General features: G+C 43.0%; 19 protein-coding genes. 5 read left to right on the top strand and 14 right to left on the bottom strand.

Annotated features, from left to right (window positions below):
• Entirely contained in the window at positions 1-627 is a 627-nt protein-coding gene (gene rsmG, locus ACE5CV_RS01035) for a 16S rRNA (guanine(527)-N(7))-methyltransferase RsmG (protein WP_374948291.1), read from the top strand.
• 7 nt (positions 628-634) lie between these two features.
• Here rsmG and ACE5CV_RS01040 read toward each other — a convergent pair whose 3' ends face one another.
• Together ACE5CV_RS01040 and ACE5CV_RS01045 are read right to left on the bottom strand one after the other, a co-directional pair.
• Complete coding sequence (locus ACE5CV_RS01040) at positions 635-2,506, bottom strand: M56 family metallopeptidase (RefSeq protein ID WP_374948292.1); 1,872 nt, start codon at positions 2,504-2,506, stop codon at positions 635-637.
• Entirely contained in the window at positions 2,503-2,880 is a 378-nt protein-coding gene (locus ACE5CV_RS01045) for a BlaI/MecI/CopY family transcriptional regulator (protein WP_374948293.1), read from the bottom strand. Before ACE5CV_RS01045 ends, ACE5CV_RS01040 begins: the two co-directional genes overlap by 4 nt.
• A gap of 252 nt (positions 2,881-3,132) precedes the next feature.
• On the opposite strand from ACE5CV_RS01045, the gene dprA reads away from it, so the two are divergent.
• Positions 3,133-4,233: a DNA-processing protein DprA gene (dprA, locus tag ACE5CV_RS01050; protein ID WP_374948294.1), complete on the top strand. Its 1,101-nt coding sequence runs from the start codon at positions 3,133-3,135 to the stop codon at positions 4,231-4,233.
• On the opposite strand, the gene ACE5CV_RS01055 is transcribed toward dprA, so the two are convergent.
• From ACE5CV_RS01055 to sppA, 7 genes are all read right to left on the bottom strand, one after another.
• Positions 4,234-4,707, bottom strand: coding sequence for a histidine phosphatase family protein (locus tag ACE5CV_RS01055; protein ID WP_374948295.1), 474 nt, complete (start codon positions 4,705-4,707; stop codon positions 4,234-4,236).
• 4 nt (positions 4,708-4,711) lie between these two features.
• On the bottom strand, positions 4,712-5,695 hold the full coding sequence (locus ACE5CV_RS01060; protein WP_374948296.1) for a glycosyltransferase family 9 protein: 984 nt from the start codon (positions 5,693-5,695) through the stop codon (positions 4,712-4,714).
• Between the two features lie 80 nt (positions 5,696-5,775).
• Positions 5,776-6,276, bottom strand: a complete 501-nt coding sequence (gene rfaE2 / locus ACE5CV_RS01065) for a D-glycero-beta-D-manno-heptose 1-phosphate adenylyltransferase (RefSeq protein ID WP_374948297.1) — start codon at positions 6,274-6,276, stop codon at positions 5,776-5,778.
• A gap of 6 nt (positions 6,277-6,282) precedes the next feature.
• Complete coding sequence (locus ACE5CV_RS01070; protein ID WP_374948298.1) at positions 6,283-6,840, bottom strand: D-sedoheptulose 7-phosphate isomerase; 558 nt, start codon at positions 6,838-6,840, stop codon at positions 6,283-6,285.
• Positions 6,841-6,854: 14 nt separating this feature from the next.
• Positions 6,855-8,540: a helix-hairpin-helix domain-containing protein gene (locus tag ACE5CV_RS01075; protein WP_374948299.1), complete on the bottom strand. Its 1,686-nt coding sequence runs from the start codon at positions 8,538-8,540 to the stop codon at positions 6,855-6,857.
• A gap of 112 nt (positions 8,541-8,652) precedes the next feature.
• Positions 8,653-8,979 carry a hypothetical protein gene (locus ACE5CV_RS01080; protein ID WP_374948300.1) on the bottom strand — a complete coding sequence of 109 codons (327 nt, stop codon included), beginning with the start codon at positions 8,977-8,979 and terminating at the stop codon, positions 8,653-8,655.
• A 74-nt stretch (positions 8,980-9,053) separates the two neighbouring features.
• A complete protein-coding gene (sppA, locus tag ACE5CV_RS01085) occupies positions 9,054-10,826 on the bottom strand; it encodes a signal peptide peptidase SppA (RefSeq protein WP_374948301.1) in 1,773 nt (590 codons plus the stop codon).
• Between the two features lie 87 nt (positions 10,827-10,913).
• On the opposite strand from sppA, the gene folK reads away from it, so the two are divergent.
• Together folK and ACE5CV_RS01095 are read left to right on the top strand one after the other, a co-directional pair.
• Positions 10,914-11,393, top strand: coding sequence for a 2-amino-4-hydroxy-6-hydroxymethyldihydropteridine diphosphokinase (folK, locus tag ACE5CV_RS01090; protein WP_374948302.1), 480 nt, complete (start codon positions 10,914-10,916; stop codon positions 11,391-11,393).
• Positions 11,394-11,415: 22 nt separating this feature from the next.
• Complete coding sequence (locus tag ACE5CV_RS01095) at positions 11,416-11,793, top strand: Hpt domain-containing protein (RefSeq protein ID WP_374948303.1); 378 nt, start codon at positions 11,416-11,418, stop codon at positions 11,791-11,793.
• A 99-nt stretch (positions 11,794-11,892) separates the two neighbouring features.
• Here ACE5CV_RS01095 and purS read toward each other — a convergent pair whose 3' ends face one another.
• From purS to rho, 3 genes are all read right to left on the bottom strand, one after another.
• Positions 11,893-12,147, bottom strand: coding sequence for a phosphoribosylformylglycinamidine synthase subunit PurS (gene purS, locus ACE5CV_RS01100; protein WP_374948304.1), 255 nt, complete (start codon positions 12,145-12,147; stop codon positions 11,893-11,895).
• Complete coding sequence (gene pssA, locus ACE5CV_RS01105; protein ID WP_374948305.1) at positions 12,128-12,850, bottom strand: CDP-diacylglycerol--serine O-phosphatidyltransferase; 723 nt, start codon at positions 12,848-12,850, stop codon at positions 12,128-12,130. Before pssA ends, purS begins: the two co-directional genes overlap by 20 nt.
• An 89-nt stretch (positions 12,851-12,939) precedes the next feature.
• Positions 12,940-14,589 carry a transcription termination factor Rho gene (gene rho, locus ACE5CV_RS01110; protein WP_374948306.1) on the bottom strand — a complete coding sequence of 550 codons (1,650 nt, stop codon included), beginning with the start codon at positions 14,587-14,589 and terminating at the stop codon, positions 12,940-12,942.
• Positions 14,590-14,841: 252 nt separating this feature from the next.
• Here rho and pyrF point away from each other — a divergent pair, with 252 nt between their 5' ends.
• Positions 14,842-15,672 carry an orotidine-5'-phosphate decarboxylase gene (pyrF, locus tag ACE5CV_RS01115; RefSeq protein ID WP_374948320.1) on the top strand — a complete coding sequence of 277 codons (831 nt, stop codon included), beginning with the start codon at positions 14,842-14,844 and terminating at the stop codon, positions 15,670-15,672.
• An 88-nt stretch (positions 15,673-15,760) separates the two neighbouring features.
• Here pyrF and ACE5CV_RS01120 read toward each other — a convergent pair whose 3' ends face one another.
• Together ACE5CV_RS01120 and ACE5CV_RS01125 are read right to left on the bottom strand one after the other, a co-directional pair.
• Entirely contained in the window at positions 15,761-16,294 is a 534-nt protein-coding gene (locus ACE5CV_RS01120; protein WP_374948307.1) for a pyridoxamine 5'-phosphate oxidase family protein, read from the bottom strand.
• A 189-nt stretch (positions 16,295-16,483) separates the two neighbouring features.
• Entirely contained in the window at positions 16,484-17,848 is a 1,365-nt protein-coding gene (locus ACE5CV_RS01125; protein ID WP_374948308.1) for an exonuclease domain-containing protein, read from the bottom strand.
• Positions 17,849-17,881: the final 33 nt, after the last annotated feature.

Here is a 17,881-nt window from a genome sequence, read left to right on the forward strand (position 1 = left end):
ATGACATCTGATATCCTGCTTAAGTATTTCCCGAATTTAACTTTGCAGCAACAAGAGCAATTTGCCCGCCTGCAGGAGCTGTACACTTTGTGGAACAGCCAGATCAACGTAATTTCCCGAAAGGACATCGAATTGCTTTACGAGCGCCATGTACTGCACTCATTGGGTATAGCGAAAGTGATGGAGTTTGCGCCCGGCACCAGCGTATTGGATGTAGGTACCGGCGGCGGCTTCCCCGGCGTACCTTTGGCCATTTTATCTCCGGATGTGAATTTTCACCTGGTAGATTCTATCGGCAAAAAAATTAAGGTGGTGAACGAGGTTGCAATGGCTTTGGGCCTCACGAATGTTAAGGGTACCCATGCCCGTGCTGAAGATATAAAAGAGAAATTTGATTTTGTGGTATCGCGTGCTGTAACGCAGCTTAAAGATTTTTACCCCTGGGTAAAAGGTAAGTTTAGCAAGACGAATAATAATAAATTACCTAACGGGATCCTGTATTTAAAAGGCGGGGACCTTACGCAAGAAATTGCCGACGCGGGTTTAGCCGTTCAGCAATATCATCTCAAAGACTACTTTGAGGAAGAGTTTTTTGAAACCAAGCAGGTTATCTACGTAAAGGGATAAGTGCTGATTAAGCCGCAGGCATAGAGCGGATAACACCAACCTTTGGTTCTGTATCATTAGCTTTTGAGCTCTTTTTAACAGGCAAAAACTCAACTATAGGTTTCGGGAAAAGTGTTCTGCCGATTTTAGCAGATCTTTTTGCTTTAGCCTTTTTTGCGCTTGCACTGGTATCATAGTTACCGGCAGGCGGCGCAAAGTGTATCACTTCAATTTTTGGCTCAGGTATATATTTGGTTGCTTTAGGTGCCGGTGGCGGAAAGCGCACTACCCCAACTTTTGGCAACCCAGGCGCAGCTTTAGAAAACTTAGGCGGTGCAGGCGGTGGTGGCGGCGGTGCAAGATAGCCGTTAACATCTATCTGGCCGATAAAGCTGTAGTTGTTTTCGGCGCCTGCATCAATTTGTTTATTTTGATGTATGGCCGATCCGTCTTTACCGATTAAAATGAAGTTGACCATTAACTTATAGTTGCCAGCGGGTTTTGAAATGCTGCTTTTGTAGCTTTTTAATGCCCTGATCGCTTCTTCGTCACAGCCGGCGCCGATGCCTTTATCTACCTTCATATCGGTTATTTTATGCGCAGCGTTTAATTTCAAGCTTATCAAAACATATCCATCTACTTTTTTTTCAAAAGCCTTTGCCGGATATCGGGTGTTTTTGGCCACATATTCAATTAGCTTTGCAAAAGCCGGGTCATAAGGCGGTGGTGGCGGCGGCGGCATGTGTTGGTTAGGGTTTTGCTGCTCTGCGGGAAAATTTATAGCTGGATTACCCTTTTGTGTAGCGCTATCAACTTCAACTATACTTACGTTAAGTTGGTGAACTCTTTGTAGATAAGCTATGTCGGCGTTGCTTATACTGTTCACGGTAAACTTTCTGGTGGTTCCGTTTTTTTCTTTAACCCCAACATTGTCAGAGTAGGCGGTTATCGCCCCATCGACAATTTTAAGTCGTTTAACCAAATGTTTAGCGGCCGGGGATAGCTTTGGGGTTAGATCTACCCACCCATAATTTTTAGCAAATGCCAGTGTAGATGCACAGAGCATCCCGCCGCAAAGCGGCAACACTGTGAGGTATTTTAGCCTGGCTAACTTACCTGATCGGTTTTTGTTTAACATAATGATTCTCTTTTTTAACAGGTTATAATTGAAAAATGAATGCGCAATTGTTGAACCTTGAATGCCATAGGCGTTGTTCAGTAAAAAAGAAGAGTAAGTGAGCGCATCCTGCTCATGGGCGGCAGTTCGCTCGTCGGCAATATATTCATGAATTGTTTTCAGGCTGCGCTGCACGAGATAAACAAAAGGATTAAACCAGCTGATCACCTTCATCAACTCCAGCAGCATAATATCAATAGAATGTTTCTGACGGATGTGCACAAGTTCATGCGCGATAATAGTACCTGATTGTACCATATCCTTACCAATGAACAGATAATTAAAAAAGCTAAATGCCGTATTTTCGCTATTCAGCTGCACCACGATATATCCATTACGCTTTTGCGATTTCTTACTGCGCGATAGTTTAACCAGTTTGTACAGCTTAAGCATAAAGATGCCGAAGGCCATAGCTGCACCGATAAAGTAAACATAAAGCATTGCGTCCTGCCCTGTAAATTCGTTGGAAACAGGTAGCGGTTTAGCCATATGAATGGTTGTGACGGTATTAACAAAACCCGGTGTTTGCTCCTGAATGGCCGGGACAATGGGTTTTAAAAAGCCGAGCTGCGTAACAGGCAACACAAACGATAAGCTGCAGGCAAGCAAAAGATAAATGCGGCTAAGGGTGTAATGCGTTTCGTTAGTCAGCAAAAGGCAATAGCACAAATAAAACACCCCCAGGTAAATATTTGCTTCGGCAAGGTAATGCAGCCAGTTCATTTCTTTTGATTTTTAAGTTTGTTGATCAGTTCGGTCAGTTCGTCCAACTCTTTAAGGCCCAGCTTTTTTTCGTCGGCAATGAATGATACCAAGCTTTTATAAGAGTTATCAAAATAGTTGTTCATAAGCTTATCAAACGTGAACTTTTTATACACGTCCTCGCTAATGAGCGGGAAATAAACGTGCGAATTTCCGTATGCCTTATGATCAATAAAACCTTTACCCTCCAGCACCCGTACCACAGTCGATACCGTATTGTAAGCCGGTTTAGGCTCGGGGATCTTTTCCAGGATATCTTTTACAATAGCTTCTTTTAACTGCCACAGAATCTGCATGATCTGTTCTTCGGCTTTAGTGAGTTCTTTAATATTCATAGCCAACTATCTTTATAGTTAGGCTAAGGTAAAACTATTTTTATAGTTTGTAAACTATTTTTGTAGTTTTCTTAAAGTTAAAACGGTAGTTCCTTACGAGAGCGCTAAACTATCAAGAATTGATATATCATAAAGGTTATTAACTGGCGGTCTTTCGCAACTGATTCGTAAACTATTTATACCTATCGCAACAATTTCAACTTGCATTGCTAATAATTTTAGGATTATTTATATTTTAGGCCTAACAAAATCATGTCGATACATCACCAACTTGCGTTAACCTTCGTGCATAAGATAGGGCCTGTGCTGGCTAAATCTATGATCAGCCATTTTGGGGGAGAGGAAGCCATCTTCCGCCATTCTAAAGACGTGTTGGCGCAGGCACGCGGTTTGGGAGAGAAAAGATTAGAACTGGCCGACTTTGACCAGGCACTCAAAAAGGCCGAAGCTGAACTTACTTTTATTGAAAAAAACGACATCGACGTATTGTACTTTACCGATGCCCGTTACCCTAAACGGTTAAAGAATTGCCATGATTCGCCGTTGTTGCTGTATGCCAAAGGCGGTGCTAATTTAAATACGCACCGGGTAGTGAGCATTGTGGGCACCCGTAATGCAACCGATTACGGCCGCAATTTATGCAAGCAACTGATAGAAGAATTGCAGGAGTATAATATTATTATCATTAGCGGATTGGCTTTAGGTATAGATACTGCTGCCCACCGTGAAAGCCTTAATCATAATGTGCCTACCGTTGGCGTATTAGGGCACGGCTATGATAAGATGTACCCAAGTCAAAACCGTGGGCTGGCTCAAAAAATGCTGGAGAATGGCGGTTTACTTACCGAGTATCCATCAGGCACCATCCCTAACCGGGAGAATTTCCCGGCACGTAACCGTATTGTTGCCGGCATGGCTGATGCTACCGTTGTGGTTGAGGCCGGCTTAAAGGGTGGCGCGCTCATTACAGCCGAGATAGCTAATTCTTACAATCGAGATGTATTTGCATTCCCGGGCAGATTGGGTGATGAGTACTCTGAGGGGTGCAATTTCCTGATCCGGAATAATAAGGCATCACTGTTAACCTGCGTTGCCGATTTGGCGTACAGCCTCGGGTGGGAAAAGAATAGTGATTTGAAGCCGGCACCAGAGCAATTAATGCTGCCAATAGACCTCTCGACACCCGAGAAAGCAATTTATGACATCATTCAGCAGCACAAAGCGCCATTGGCCATTGATGACCTGTCTATCAAAGCAAATATGCCGGTAAGCCAGTTGGCTATGACATTGTTGGACATGGAGTTGCAGGGCTTTATCCGTTCGTTGCCAGGCAAGGCCTATTGTATCAATTAATTAGCCGGGTGTTTCGTACCAATCCAGCGTGCCGGTATTAGCGCTGATCGCTTCCCATTCGTCAAATTCAAAACTGATCGCAGCAACGGTAGCAGTGGGCACATCGCGATACTGGCCTGTAAGTAAAAAAAGCAGGTTACTGATATCCGGGTTGTGACCAACCAGGGCGATGTTGTCGAAATTATCGGGGAATTTATTGATGATGCTAAGCAGCTTTTTATCGTTACCCTCATAAATGGCGGCATCGTTCCGCGGCTTATCCAAACCAAAGGCGTCTGCAAAAATTGTAGCCGTGATGTTGGCCCTTATTGCCGAACTGCTGATGATCAACTGTGGAACGCGATTTGCATGCTTTACTTTATCAGCCATTTGATTAGCCTCGGCAAAGCCTGTAGGGCTCAGGCGGCGTTCAAAATCGCCCTTGTCAGATTCATGCAAAGCGTTGGCGTGGCGTACAAGTAATAAGGTTTTCATGATTTTATAACCGGGAGGCGACGCGATTGTTTACAAATGCGGCTATAGGTTCTTCGGGGATGTTGTACATGCATTTAAAATGGCCAAGCGGGCATTTCTCCAACCCAAATTTAGAGCAGGGGCGACAGCTTAGGTCAATGCCGGCTACCAGCACATCTTTAACCATGTACGGTTGTACACCCAGCAATTCCGGCACGGTACCGCCCCAAACGGATACGATCGGCTTATTGAATGCTTCGGCAATATGTGTAAGTCCGGTATCGAAACCTATAACGGCCCGCGATTGCGATACCAGATATACCGATTGGTCCAGCGAGGTTTTACCACAGGCATTGTAAACATTTGCGCCCAGGGCAGCAGCAATCTCATCTCCGTTTACCTGAACATCAGGACCGCCTAATAACACAACAGGCTGTGTGATTTTATTGCAGATGCTGAAGATTTTGGTATTGGGCATCCGTTTAGTAAAATGCGTGGCACCAATTACAAACGCCACATAGCCGTTTTGATGGGATGCTGGCAGCAAATCATCCAGCCGGTGCTCTGCTTTAATATAGTAATCAATTGGCTCCCCGTCGTTGCTCACACCTAAAGGCTTAACCGTATTCATGTAACGATCTACCAGGTGCGTAGGCGGAGCAAGCTTTAGTTTAAACTTCAGGCTGAGCCATTTAAGGATGGTACTTTTTTTATACGTGTACGCTTTGATACCCGTTCGCAGTTTAATAATTGAGGTACGGAGATTATTGTGCAAATCAATTATATAGTCGTACTCTTCGGCGTTTATCTCTGCAATGGTTTCTGACAGTGAGGTTTTTAACAGCAGCAATTTATCTACGTATGGGTTATTGTCGTAAATATATTTAAATGCGGGCTTGGTTATAAAGTGTACTTCGGCACCTGGCAATTGCTTTTTAAGGCAGCGCACAACAGGAGTGGTATAAATTATATCCCCCATCGAGCTAAACCGGATAACCAGGATCTTCAAAATAGTGTTTTATTGAATAAATGAATACCGATTAATTTTGCAAAATATCAATTAATGGCTGATCTTTAAGCTTCTTCTCTTTAATTTACCTGTGCTTTTATCTTATTGATGATATTTGTCGACGAGTGCCCATCTACAAGGGTAATAGTTTTTACTTCGCCGCCATTGGCCAGCACTTCCTTTGCACCGGCAATATTTTCAATGCTGTAGTCGGCACCTTTTACCAATACATCCGGCATTAATTTGGTAATAAGTTTCAAAGGGGTATCATCTTCAAAAACTACAATCGCATCAATAAAAAACATAGCTGCAAGCAGCGCGGCGCGGTTATTTTGATCGTTAACAGGCCTGTTTTCGCCCTTCAACCGTTTTACCGACGCATCGGAATTCAGGCCAATAACCAATTTATCGCCCATTTCAGCCGCCTTTGCCATATAAGTGATATGCCCTAAATGAAGCAGATCGAACACGCCGTTGGTGAACACGATTTTTTTATTATCATTTTTCCAGCCGTTAATTTTATTAATCAGCGTGGGCAGATCTGTAATTTTGGCTAATAGGGTTTGTTCAAGGCTTAGCATGGGCATTTAATTGAAAAGATCATCTACTGCCTTACACATGATATGGCCAATAAGAATATGCATTTCCTGTATCCGGGCGGTAACATCAGATGGTACTACAACGTTAAAGTTACAAATACCGTTCATTTTGCCACCGTCCCTGCCGCTTAAGCCTAATGTTTTACAGCCCAAAATAGTGGCGCTTTCAAAAGCGTTGAGGATGCCCTGGCTGTTGCCGCTGGTTGATATGCCGATAAACAGATCACCCGGCCTTGCAAAAGCCTCTACCTGCCGCGAGAATACATGATTGTAACCATAATCGTTAGCAATTGCCGTAAGTGCGGATGTATCAACTGTTAAAGCTATTCCCGGCAGGGCTTTTCGCTCCTTTACAAACCTACCGCTTAACTCGGCAGCTATGTGCTGCGCATCTGCAGCACTACCGCCATTACCGGCAATCAATACCTTATTGCCGCTGTTTATCGTATCAGTCATCAGCTTGCATGCGTGCTCAATATCGCCGCTAAGCGTATCTATCACCTTTTGTATAAGTTGCTGATGTTCCTTTAACTCGTCAATTATCATTTAACAAATGTAGTTTAAGCCAGTTTTTTGGGCTTTTTTAGTTCAAACACTTTAGTAATTTCAGCTAAAGATAATGCATTTAAACACATCTCTTTAGTGAGGCCGCCTTTGCGGGTAACGTTTACACCAAACTTCATATCTCTGAAACCGCTGGTTCTGTGGGCATCGGGATTTATAGAAAGCATCACGTCCTTGCTAAGCGCATACTGGTGCCAACGCCAGTCGAGGTCTAACCGTACCGGATTAGCGTTTATTTCGATCACTACTTTATTGGCAGCGCAAGCATCTATTACTTTTTTGTAATCGATACTATAACCCTTACGGCTTAGTAGCAGCCTGCCGGTAGGGTGGCCTAAAATGGTAGTGTATGGGTTTTCTATTGCTTTAATGAGGCGCTCAGTGGCTTTATTTTCCTGCATTTTTAGGTTGGAGTGTACAGATGCTACAATAAAATCAAACCGCTGTAATATTTCTTCCGGATAATCGAGCGAACCATCATTTAAGATATCCGATTCAATTCCTTTGAAAATATGAAAACCGTCCAGCTTTTTGTTCAGGTGGTCAATCTCTTCCTGCTGTTGCAGCACCCGTTCAATACTTAAACCTTTTGCGTAAAAGGCGCTTTTGCTGTGATCGCACATACCCAGGTATTCCAGGTTCAGTTCGTCCCGGCAAAACAGGGCCATTTCTTCCAGCGTGTTTACGCCGTCACTCCAGGTGCTATGGTTGTGTAACGTGCCCTTGATATCATTCCAGGTAATGAGCGTTGGCAGCTCATTGTCATTAGCCATCTGAATAAAAGTGTCTCCCTCTCGTAATTCAGGCTGCATCCACTGCAGTCCGGCTTTTTCATAAATCAATTCTTCACTACCGGGTTGTTCCAGCCCGTCAGTAATACGTTGTAAAACACTTTCAACATGATCATCGTTGCCGGTGCTTATAAAAAGCTGCTCGTAATAGTCTGCCTTATCAACGCATATGATATCAACCAGCAAACCGTTGGATAATTCGCCGTTGATATGCGTACCGTTCAAGGTTACATTTTGAAGCAGATCTGATTTTGCCAGTGCATCGAACGCAATCTGCTGATTTAGGCTGCCAATTACAATAACCAATTCGCTGATGATCTCGTTCAGCCGGCGAAACTCACCCGCAAAATGTTTTAATGCTTCCGGGAAAATGCCTTTTATCTCGTCCATTAGCTGATAAGCTTCAGCTTCTACCTGCGCATACAGGAATTTGCCGTTACCCGCCATCCGGAATTCGATCACTTTTTTGATCTCTTCCTGCGTTTTTAAACCGAAGCCTTTCGCTTCAACAAGGCGGTTCTCGTTACAGGCATAGTATAGTTCGCCTACGTTTTCAATGCCAAGGTCTTTCCAGATGATGGCCACTTTTTTTGCACCAATACCTTTAATGCCCATCATCTCTACAATACCTTCAGGGGTTTGGGCAAGCATATCTTCCAGGTCGGTCATGGTGCCGGTTTCCATCAGCTCGGCAATTTTTGATGCCATGCTTTTACCGATACCATCTATCTTTTCCAGTTCTGCTACAGATTTACCTGCAAGAGGGTAAGGCAGCTTATCTACCTTAAATGCGGCATTAGCTATTGATTTAATCTTGAATGGATTTACCTCGTGCAATTCCATCAACTGCGATAGTAAACGAAGCGAGCGTGCTATGGGTTTATTTTCCATAAAATGGTTTGGCCGTAAAAATACAAAAGACTCCAACGCTATGTATAGGTTGAACAACTTTAAGTTTGGTAAGTTTTAGGTGTATAGGATTGGTACGACTTAATTAAAACAATCAACTGATTTTCTTTAGAAGGGAATCAGCTTCCGACTTAATGGAGTTCCATTCTGTGCTATGCCTGTATTCTGAAACGTTCCATAAATTTTTAGGTAAACTGTCAACCTCTCGTCTCAAAGCGGCAATGCGAGCAATTAATTCTGAATCAAATACTTTGAAATCATAATTTACTGGTAACAAGTTTACGGGATGTAAAAATGTATAGTTGTCACCTTCAATTTCTGAAAGATCGTATGCTATTTGCTCATCATTATTAACACTTTTAATGCCAGCCAGCATCTCTAAAGTTTGTTTCAGTAGTTCAAGTCTATCGTTGTTAGTCATTCATTACTTTTATTATGGCTAATTTAACTAAAAAGCCACCTACGCAGGTGGCTTTCATAGTAAGATTTCACAAATTATTTTATGACAATATCGTAAGGCATACGCGCCTGCGGGGTGCGCATCATTTTAGTTACGCCTTTTATCTGTTCATAATAGCGGTAATTATCGCCCAATTCTGATTGCACAAAATGGGCTTTTACTTTAGAACTTAAGCCTTCGCCGAATTTATTAAGAATGCTTTTTTGCTCGGGGTAGGTAATCAGTTTATAATCTTTAAGATTAGCTTTTTTCGCGGCCGATTTCACTGCATCATTGATATTGCCCAGCCTGTCTACCAGGCCTATCTTCAAGGCTTGCTCTCCTGTCCATACGCGGCCCTGCCCAATACTGTTGATGTAAGCCTGGGTTTTGCCACGGCCCAGGGCAACTGCTTTTGTAAAGCTATCGTAACCGTGGTCTACACTTTTCTGCAGGATGGCCCTTTCTTCGGGTGTTAGCGGACGGCTTACGTCGCCCAGATCTGCAAATTTGCCTGTTTTAACACCGTCGAAGGTAACGCCCAATTTATCGTTGAACATCTTTTGCAGGTTAGGCAATACCGCAAATATCCCGATAGAGCCGGTAATGGTGTTTGGTTCGGCAATGATTGAATCGGCACCGCAGGCAATATAATATCCGCCGGATGCTGCAACATCGCCCATTGAAACGATGATCGGTTTAACTTTTTTAGTAAGCACAACTTCGCGCCAGATCACATCTGATGCAAGTGAACTGCCGCCCGGCGAATTTACGCGCAATACAACAGCTTTAACCTTGTCATCCAGGCGCACTTTACGAATAGCCCTGGAGATGGTTTCTGAGCCAATGCTATTGTCGTCGCCATCGCCGCCGTTTATTTCGCCCGATGCGTAAACTACCGCAATGCGGTTTTTGGATGAAGCTGCATCATTATTATCTGTTTTAGCGTCGCTTTTTATATAATCGGCCAGTTCAACATTGTGCAGGTCTTTTTTTTCATCTATACCCGTGCGTTGTTTCAGGTCGGCCAGTATCTCATCCTTATATTTTAGTCCGTCAACCAGTTTGTATTTCAGTGCATCCTCAGGCTCCTGAATGGTTCCGTTATTGGCAAGTGCAAAAAGGCTATCCCTGTTCACGTTACGGGCTTTACCTATACCGGTTAAAAAATGGCCGTAAAGAGATCCTAAATACGATGTTACCTGTAAACGGTTAGCATCGCTCATTTTAGTCAGAATTAACGGCTCTACTGCACTTTTATAAGTACCCACTTTAATGATCTGCGCTTCGATGCCCAGCTTGTCTAATGCCCCTTTCAGGAAGGTGATCTCCGAGCTAAATCCACGGAACTCAAAAATCCCTTTAGGATTTATGTAAACCTTATCGGCAGCAGATGCCAGGTAATAAAAGCCCTGGGTATAAATCTCTGCGTATGCCACTACAAACTTGCCCGACCGTTTAAAATCGATCAGCGCATTGCGGATCTCCTCAGTAGTTGCCTGGCCGCTCATCATGTAGCTTTCATCTAAAAATATGCCCTTGATGTTATCGTCGCGTTTTGCTTTTTTGATAGAAGCAATGATATCGTTAAGGCCTACAGCTTTTTCACCGTCGATGCCTAAGAAGCCTAAACCTGCAAAAGGGTTATTGGCTGTACGCTCGTTTATTGCATAGTTTATTTTAATGTGCAGCAGCGAATTAGCGTCAACTTCAACAGCTTTATCGCTGCTGGCTAAAGAAACAATACCTGCAATAAAAAAAATAGGGATAAGGCTTGCTATGATAATACCAACAATGGTAGCCAGCACAAATTTGAAGAATTGTTTCATTAACTATTATAAATCTTTTATATATGCAAACTTAGTAATTACACATGGGATAATGTTAAGAGCCTCATCCATAATATTTGTTACAACATGATTAAGGTTTTTTTGCTTTTAGGAAGTAACCTGGGCAACAGGGCCGAAACGCTGAACAAGGCGACCGAACTTATTGCTAACGGGGTAGGGATGGTGACAGCTAAATCAAGCCTTTATGAAACCCAATCATGGGGCAAAACTGACGAACCCGACTACATCAACCAGGTAATAGTATTACAAACCAACCTCCCTGCACGCAGCGTGCTTAATAAAGTGCTTGCCATTGAGCTGGCTATGGGCCGTACCCGTGAAGTTAAATGGGGCGCGCGCATTATTGATATAGATATTTTGTTTTATGGTGACGACGTTATAGATGAGCCTGGCTTAGTAGTGCCACACCCTCAATTACATAACCGCAGGTTTACTTTAGAGCCTTTAGGAGAATTAGCTCCCGATTTGCAACATCCTGTATTAAAAAAGACGATTTTGCAATTGAAAAGCGAACTTAAAGACGACTTGATTGTAAAAAAGTTATAATTTTGAACGATAAACCTTTAAGATGTCAGACTTATTACCTAACCAGGACCTGGACCTCGCATTCCTTTACGAGATTGCGGACGGCAGTGACGAATTTATTGTAGATTCTATTGGGATGTTTTTAGAACAAACCCCGCAGCTGCTTGAAACAATTACCAGTGCCATAGCAGCCCACGACTGGTCTACAGCAGCCTCGGCATCGCATAAACTTAAACCTAATTTGGGCTTTTTTGGTATGCCTTTAAGCCAGGCCAACATTCAGGAAGTTGAACTGCTCTGCAAGGCGGGCGGCGAAAACCCAGCCGATATCAGCACTAAATTTGATGAAGTGAACAGGATAGTTACCGCTAACCTTACCGAACTGCAAAAGATCAAAGCTGAAAAAGAAGCAAACCTTTAAAGTTCAACAGCAGAAGCAAAAAGCTTAAAACCATAAATAGAAAAGGCAACCATTGGTTGCCTTTTCTATTTAATATCTTGGTTGGAACTGATATTAATTTTAAATTTGCTCCAGTTTAAAACTATAGCTTTCCATGATCAAATTGGCTAACAGGTTTTTACAAGCCTGGTCAACCTTGTCGCTTGCGGTTTCTGCACTATCGGCCTCAATCTCTAAAGTAATGTGTTTACCGATACGGATATTTTGGATTTCTGACAAGCCAAGGTTTTTCATGCTACCGGTAACCGCCTTACCCTGGGGGTCAAGAATTTCTTTTTTAGGCATTACATCAATTTCAGCCAGGAACTTTGTCATTTGTTAATTTTAGTTGAATTAAAGATAAGGTGATATACATTACAATAACCACCGGAACTGCGGCAAATTTAAAAAATAGAATGAGTATTGCCGAAAACAGCAGTAATAAATACCTAAAAATATTTTTATTGAAATCGCGGTTCTTGAATTTTAAAGACATTAGCGGAATCTCGGCAACCAGCATAATACACATCAGTAATACAAAGCACGACAAGCCGTAAGGGTTCATGATATAGCGGGCAATGCCCGAGTATTGTTCCAGTATAAGCGGGATAGAAGCGATAAGGATGGCGTTTGCAGGTGTGGGCAGGCCAATAAAGCTTTCGGCTTGCCTGGTATCATTGTTGAATTTAGCCAGCCTTAATGCCGAAAATACCGGTATTAAAAACGCGATAAAGTTAAGGTACTCACTTACATGATTTATTTGCGGGCCCTGCAGCAGCAACTCATACATAATGGCTGATGGCAGTACGCCAAAGCTCACCATATCAGCAAGCGAATCCAGATCCTTACCTATTCCGGAAAATGACTGGAGTACACGGGAAGCAAATCCATCAAAAAAATCGAATATTGCTGCCAGAAAAATGGCGTATGATGCAAAGACAAGGTTATCCTGAAAAGTAAAAACAATACCAATACATCCGCTGAACAAATTAGCACATGTAATGGCGTTTGGAAGATGTTTTTTTACCCGTCTCTTCATCGTGTTATGAAGGTATCATAATTTTATCAAAATGCACGAAGTTATAAATTAACATTGTGCTAAATTATAACTCCGCTTGCATAAATATATTATGAATTCATCGATATCAGGAATTCCTCGTTGGTTTTAGTGCCACGTATTTGTGCCTGTAAAAATTCCATCGATTCCTGCGAGTTCATATCGGCCAGGTGGTTACGTAAAATCCAGATACGTTGTAGGGTGTCGCGGTCAAGCAACAGGTCGTCACGGCGGGTGCTTGATGCAGTAATATCAATAGCCGGGAAGATGCGTTTATTAGATAATTTCCTATCCAATTGCAACTCCATATTACCGGTACCTTTAAATTCTTCAAAGATCACTTCATCCATCTTAGATCCGGTCTCTGTTAATGCTGTAGCAATAATGGTTAATGAGCCGCCATCTTCAATGTTACGGGCCGCACCAAAAAAGCGTTTCGGTTTGTGCAGCGCGTTGGCATCCACACCACCTGATAAGATCTTACCTGATGCCGGTGCAACTGTGTTATAGGCACGTGCAAGGCGGGTAATGGAATCAAGCAATATAACTACATCATGCCCACACTCTACCATGCGTTTAGCTTTCTCCAAAACAATGTTGGCAATTTTTACATGGCGCTCTGCAGGCTCATCAAACGTTGATGATACTACTTCGGCGCGTACACTGCGTGCCATATCGGTAACCTCTTCAGGGCGCTCATCAATCAATAAGATGATCAGGTAAACCTCCGGGTGATTTTTCGCGATCGCGTTTGCCACATCCTTCAGTAACATGGTTTTACCTGTTTTAGGCTGTGCCACGATCAAGCCGCGCTGGCCCTTACCAATGGGCGAGAACAGGTCCATAATACGGGTGCTGTAATTACCTGCATCAGTAAACAAGCTTAACTTTTCTGACGGGAAAAGCGGCGTTAAGTGGTCAAACGGTACACGATCGCGTACTTCTGCCGGTATGCGGCCGTTGATAGCTTCCACGCGTACCAAAGGGAAATATTTTTCGCCTTCTTTTGGCGGGCGGATACTGCCGCGTACTGTATCACCGGTTTTTAAGCCGAATAATTTTATCTGGCTTTGCGATACGTAAATATCATCCGGCGAGGTTAAATAGTTATAATCAGACGAGCGCAGAAAACCGTAACCATCAGGCATTATCTCTAATACACCCTCGTTTACAATAACGTTATCAAAATCAAGGTTAACCGCTTCCTGGGCTTTTTGCTGGCCATTAGCGCGGCGGTCGAATTTTTGCGGTCGAACTTCTGTTGCAGCAGGCTGGTCGGCTTGCTCGGTTCTTTCAGGCTGGTTTTCTTCATTAGCCTGCGGTGCAGCAGCTACCGGTTGGGTGGCAAAATTATCGGGAGGGTTGTTTTGCAACTCTTCCTGCTGGTCTTGTTCCTGTTCAAACCGGTTGGTGTCATTTAAAGGTACCTCAACACGTGGCTGGTCCTTTGTTTTTACAGAGCGGGTTCTTTTGCGGGTTTTGTCACTATTATCGGCAACAGGTGCATTGGCAACAGGCGCTGCATCTGCAGCTTTTTCGGTGTAATTATTATTAACAGAATCTTGTTGGTTACGGGCGGCTTCTATAAGTTGTTGTTGTTCAACAATTGCGGCAATAAGCGAGGCTTTTCTAAGCTCGTCTGCTTCTGCAATACCTAAACTTTTTGCAATATCGCGTAACTCTGAAACGAGTTTATCGTTCAATTCGGTGGTATCAGACATGTTATGAAATGTAGTTCAAAAGGAATTTTAAATTTGAAAAAGAAATTGTATTGTAACCCTGTGATGCAAAAATTAAGCCCAGGCTATATCTTAGAAATAATAAAGTTGGTGATCAATTGTTTCTTTAGTGCAAGAAATGCAAGGGAAAACAATGCAATTTTAGTGAAATTATCTTAAAATGCAAATTTATTAAAAAATAATAAGCAATTCATGTAAATTTTTAGATTTTTGCGGCAAATCAACCATCTTATGATATCCCGCAGCCAGCTTATCCAGCAGATCAAATCAAAAAAAAGCTTCTTATGTGTTGGGCTGGATACGGATATCGATAAGATCCCCGAATTCTTAAAGCAGTATCGTGATCCGGTCTTTGAGTTTAACAAGCGCATCATCGATGCCACGCACGACCTTTGCATTGCTTACAAACCCAACGCCGCGTTTTATGAAAGCCGTGGGGTTAAAGGGCTTCAAAGCCTGATAGCCACTTACGAGTACTTGCCTAAGGATTGCCTTAGTATAATTGATGCCAAGAGGGGCGATATTGGCAATACATCTGATAACTACGCTAAAGCTTTTTTTAATGAGGAAGCATCCGGTATGGGGTTTGATGCGATAACGGTAACTCCGTATATGGGTAATGACAGTGTTACACCCTATTTAAAGTACGATGGTAAATGGGTGATTATCCTTGCATTAACCTCATCTATAGGTAGTAAGGATTTCCAATATTTGGAAACAGATGGTGGCCACTTATATGAGCAGGTAATAAAAAAGGCTAATACCTGGGCAGGAGCCGATAGGATAATGTTTGTAGTGGGAGCTACCAAAAGTACCGAGTTCACCAGCATCCGCCAATATGCGCCAGACAACTTTTTGCTGGTACCAGGCGTAGGTGCACAGGGGGGGAGTTTGAAAGAAGTTTGTAAATATGGTATGACCAAAGACTGCGGACTGATCGTGAACGCTTCCCGCTCCATTATTTATGCCTCTAACGGTGCCGACTTTGCTGAAGCTGCCCGTTCTGAGGCTTTAAACCTGCAACAGCAAATGCAGTTGGAATTAGAAAAGGCGGGGGTGATATAGACGAGATTATAACCCGAAGAATAGATAAAAGAAAGAGCCTTGCATATTAAAGGCAAGGCTCTTTTAGTATTAGTGAACAGATCTCTAACTACGGCCTTAATTTACCTTCGATAGAATCATCAAGGGTTTTACCGATAGCTGCACCTACCAACTGCTTGGCAAAAGCTACCGCGTTACCGTGTTTGTTATCCCAGTAATAACCTTCTGTAGGCGATACTTTAATAACGGTGATCCTTGGGTCGTCTACACCTTCAGTAAACCAGGTTTTTAAGATCGGCTCCCATAATTCTTTGATCTTTTCTTTATCTGTGCTGATCTCTGCGATGCCATACACATTCAAAAAGTCAGAGTATTTAGACCCTTGAAACAGTAACTGTACCATTGGGTCTGTTTTTATCTCGGCATTTTTGTGGCTGTCGTTAGCACTTAAAAACCACAGGTCGCCATTGTCGTCTATCTTTTGCGGCGACATAGGGCGGGTAGAAAACGGCAAGCCGGTTTTGATGTTACTGCAAAAAAAGCAGCTTACGCCTTCGGCCATTTCCTTTAATTTTTTCCAGGCTTCGTTACCTTCCAGGTTCTCAAAATTATCTTCAGGTTGTTGCTGATTGATGCTGTCCATAAGTATAGTTTATATTATAAATGATAATATATTAACCAGAAGGAAATGGATTTGTTTTCTTTAGTTAGCAGGAGTTTGACCGGTTAGGAAAGCTTTGAAGATGTAGAAAAGCGCTGATAATTACGCTGCCAAACCGCAGATAATCATCTTAAAAAACTACATCTTATCAATAGGTAGTTCTGCAATTACTTAACAAAAACTCACCTTCCGCTCGGGGAAGCGGCTGGCATAACCGGTTACAATGTTTTTAATATAGTCGTTGCCCGGATATGGTGTTAAGTAATTCTTTAGCGCCTGGATATTGTCTGCATCGTAATAGTGCGAAATATAACCCATGCCATAAAAACGGCCTTCTTCAATCAGGATGCAGCTGTGCTCATCGTCTGTACGGCCCTCATCGCGTATAGCAAAAGTAGGCAGGGCCTTTTTCAGTTCATCTATAGCCGCGTTAACTTTAGCGTTGTAATCGTCAGGTAGTTCGTGACCATCGCAGGCACATGCTCCCGGCTGGCTGCCGCTGCAAGGTTGGTCGTTTTTTTGTATAAAACACATCTTAGGGCATAGCGCAAAGGTATCAATCAGCTTAAGCAGCAGGTTATGACCTTCTAACAATGAGTTGCAGGCATAAACAGCCGGCATATGTTTGCGGTGCTTATCAACCGCCAGCCTTAAATAGCCGCGCTGATCTTCATAAGCGTACAGTCCAAAAGTGTTCTCGAAACGCTTAAGCGAACGGTTATATTTTGGCCACAAGCGTTTGATCTCTACCGCCTCCAGCACAAAGGCTATCAACTCGGTACCACAAACCTGGTGACTGATCCTGTGGATGTTTTTTAAAAACTCCTGCCTTTGCAGGTTGGGGTTGTTGCCTGTAAAGTGGCTGCACACCCTTTTCCGGATATTTTTAGCCTTGCCAACGTAAACCACTTTACCTTTTTGATCGTGAAAATAGTAAACGCCAGGCGCATTTGGTAGCGCCTCAATATCAGCTTTGGGTAAATTGGCCGGCAATACTTGTTCTTTAGAGTTTTGCTTAAGCGCCTGGGCTATATGGTTAGCCGTATCATTAGTTAGATACAAACTAAACAATTGAGCGGTTGCTTCGGCATCGCCCATGGCACGGTGGCGGCTATTGTTGGCTATACCTAAATGCGAACAAAGTTTGCCCAAACTATAGGATAACAGGCCAGGCATAATTTTACGCCCTAAACGCACAGTACAAAGTTTATTGGCGTTCAGTTCGTATCCGGCGGCATTAAGGTGGTATCGTAAAAAAGAGTAATCGAAGTTAACGTTATGAGCTACAAAGATTTGCCCCTTTAGCAGGTGGTAGATCTCGTGTGCAACATCTTCAAACAACGGCGCTTTTTGCACCATCTCATTAGTAATGCCTGTTAAAGCGCGAATGTAAACCGGGATATCGCGCTGCGGGTTAACTAGCGTTTCGAAACGGCGGGTAACTCCCTTACCATCGTGTATGCATATTGCAATCTCGGTAATGCCATTTGCGCTGGCATGTCCCCCTGTGGTCTCGATATCTACAATTGCATACATAGTAAGCAAATATAATTATTAATTGCTAATTAT

Source organism: Mucilaginibacter sp., from assembly GCF_964263795.1.
Taxonomy (GTDB): Bacteria; Bacteroidota; Bacteroidia; order Sphingobacteriales; family Sphingobacteriaceae; genus Mucilaginibacter.

Bases quoted from the DNA above. Each gene is read 5' to 3' on its own strand.
- rfaE2 (WP_374948297.1), bottom strand. From the start codon at position 6,276: ATGCTAAGCCTTGAACAAACCCTATTAGCCAAAATTACAGATCTGCCC.
- folK (WP_374948302.1), top strand. From the start codon at position 10,914: ATGATTAAGGTTTTTTTGCTTTTAGGAAGTAACCTGGGCAACAGGGCC.
- ACE5CV_RS01080 (WP_374948300.1), bottom strand. From the start codon at position 8,979: ATGACTAACAACGATAGACTTGAACTACTGAAACAAACTTTAGAGATG.
- ACE5CV_RS01070 (WP_374948298.1), bottom strand. From the start codon at position 6,840: ATGATAATTGACGAGTTAAAGGAACATCAGCAACTTATACAAAAGGTG.
- ACE5CV_RS01075 (WP_374948299.1), bottom strand. From the start codon at position 8,540: ATGGAAAATAAACCCATAGCACGCTCGCTTCGTTTACTATCGCAGTTG.
- rsmG (WP_374948291.1), top strand. From the start codon at position 1: ATGACATCTGATATCCTGCTTAAGTATTTCCCGAATTTAACTTTGCAG.
- sppA (WP_374948301.1), bottom strand. From the start codon at position 10,826: ATGAAACAATTCTTCAAATTTGTGCTGGCTACCATTGTTGGTATTATC.
- ACE5CV_RS01055 (WP_374948295.1), bottom strand. From the start codon at position 4,707: ATGAAAACCTTATTACTTGTACGCCACGCCAACGCTTTGCATGAATCT.
- ACE5CV_RS01095 (WP_374948303.1), top strand. From the start codon at position 11,416: ATGTCAGACTTATTACCTAACCAGGACCTGGACCTCGCATTCCTTTAC.
- ACE5CV_RS01125 (WP_374948308.1), bottom strand. From the start codon at position 17,848: ATGTATGCAATTGTAGATATCGAGACCACAGGGGGACATGCCAGCGCA.
- ACE5CV_RS01045 (WP_374948293.1), bottom strand. From the start codon at position 2,880: ATGAATATTAAAGAACTCACTAAAGCCGAAGAACAGATCATGCAGATT.
- ACE5CV_RS01040 (WP_374948292.1), bottom strand. From the start codon at position 2,506: ATGAACTGGCTGCATTACCTTGCCGAAGCAAATATTTACCTGGGGGTG.
- rho (WP_374948306.1), bottom strand. From the start codon at position 14,589: ATGTCTGATACCACCGAATTGAACGATAAACTCGTTTCAGAGTTACGC.
- dprA (WP_374948294.1), top strand. From the start codon at position 3,133: ATGTCGATACATCACCAACTTGCGTTAACCTTCGTGCATAAGATAGGG.
- purS (WP_374948304.1), bottom strand. From the start codon at position 12,147: ATGACAAAGTTCCTGGCTGAAATTGATGTAATGCCTAAAAAAGAAATT.
- ACE5CV_RS01120 (WP_374948307.1), bottom strand. From the start codon at position 16,294: ATGGACAGCATCAATCAGCAACAACCTGAAGATAATTTTGAGAACCTG.
- pssA (WP_374948305.1), bottom strand. From the start codon at position 12,850: ATGAAGAGACGGGTAAAAAAACATCTTCCAAACGCCATTACATGTGCT.